General features: G+C 74.3%; 2 protein-coding genes. Both read left to right on the top strand.

What is annotated here, in order from left to right:
* On the top strand, positions 1-293 hold a 293-nt coding region (locus JF597_RS55120; protein ID WP_294014792.1), incomplete at its 5' end, for a M24 family metallopeptidase.
* Positions 294-339: 46 nt separating this feature from the next.
* A complete protein-coding gene (locus JF597_RS55115; protein WP_294014790.1) occupies positions 340-1,296 on the top strand; it encodes a phosphotransferase in 957 nt (318 codons plus the stop codon).
* Positions 1,297-1,457 lie beyond the last annotated feature (161 nt).

The following is a 1,457-nucleotide window of genomic DNA, read 5'->3' as shown; positions in this document are numbered from 1 at the left end:
GCGTGCCCTGCCAGGAGGTCGACCGGGCCGCCCGCGCGGTCATCGCCGACGCCGGGTACGGCGAGTACTTCATCCACCGCACCGGGCACGGCATCGGTGTCACCACACACGAGCCGCCGTACATGATCGAGGGTGAGGAACAGCCCCTCGTCCCGGGCATGTGCTTCTCCGTGGAGCCAGGCGTCTATCTGCCGGGCCGCTTCGGGGTACGCATCGAGGACATCGTCACCGTCACCGAGGACGGCGGCCGCAGGCTCAACGACACCACCCGCGAGATGGTCATAGTGGACTGACCGAGCCCCAGGAGCCCCTCCACCCCCGAGCGACTACGGCGCGACCATGACCCAGGCACCGACACCCACCGCGGACACGGTCCGCCGGCTGGTCCGTTCCCTGCTCAAGGACAGCACGTCCGGCGCGGGCGAGGCCGGCGGGCCCGAGGTCCGGTCCGTCGCCGAGGGCGGCGGGCACTCCACCTGGTGGGTCGGCACCCGCCATGTGCTGCGCCTGGCGGGCGACCGCGCGGCGTCCACCCGCGGACGCCGCGAACTGCGCGTGCGCGACCTGGTCCGCCCGCATGTTCCGGTCGCGGTGCCGACCAGCGTGGCGCAGGGCGAGTGGGCGCCCGGTCTTGCCTACACGCTCGACATCAAGGTGCCCGGCGGTTCGGCCGAGGAGCACGACGTCTCCGCCGTCGGCGAGGCCGACCTCGCCGCGCTGCTCACCGGGCTGCGCGAGGTGCCGGTACGGCAGGCCGAGGCGCTCGGCGTGCCACGCGTCGCCCCGCGCTCCCTGGAGGCACTGCGCCGGGAGGCCGGCCGGGCCGCCGAACTCCTGCGCGCGGCCGACGAGTTCGATCCGGCCCGGCTCCAGCAGCTCACCTCGCCGGCCGCGGTGCAGCTCGCCGCGCAGCCCGGCAGCGCGGTCCTCGTGCACCACGCCCTGACCGGCGAACACCTCGTGATCAGCGCCGACGGCCGGGTGCGCGGTGTCCTCGACTGGACCGCCACGGTGGTCGGCGACCCCGCCGAGGACATCGCGGGCCTCGCCCTCGCCGTCGGCTCGCCCGCCGCCGTGCGCGCCGCCACCCTCGCCGGCTACGGCGCCCGGCCCTGCCTGCGCGGCCTCTGGCTCGCCCGCTGCGACACCGTGATCAGCCTCGCCGCGGGCGTGCAGGGCCGCGATGCCGTCGCTCTGCCGCTCCTGCGCACCCGGCTGCTGCGCGCCTGGGAGGCGATCCTGCTGGAGCGCGTCACGGAACTGCGGGACGAGGAGACGGACGACGCGGAGTTGTAGGCGTCTCCACCTGGTCTTTTCCACCCTCCTTCCACCCCTGGGTCGAGGCGCGCGACCGTGCCGGAGCCGGATAGTCGAGGCATGACGATCTCCGACTGGCTCATCGACGTGGCGCTTCTCCTCGTGGTCTTCCGGCAGCTGCGCGAGGAGAGGCTGACGCT

Source organism: Streptomyces sp., assembly GCF_019510245.1.
Classification (GTDB): domain Bacteria; phylum Actinomycetota; class Actinomycetes; order Streptomycetales; family Streptomycetaceae; genus Streptomyces.
The sequence above is the reverse complement of the archived record's forward strand: the minus strand, read 5'-3'. Positions and strand labels throughout refer to the sequence as shown.

What these genes read in the sequence shown, in the direction of transcription:
- JF597_RS55115 (WP_294014790.1), top strand. Translation starts at nt 340, where the DNA reads ATGACCCAGGCACCGACACCCACCGCGGACACGGTCCGCCGGCTGGTC.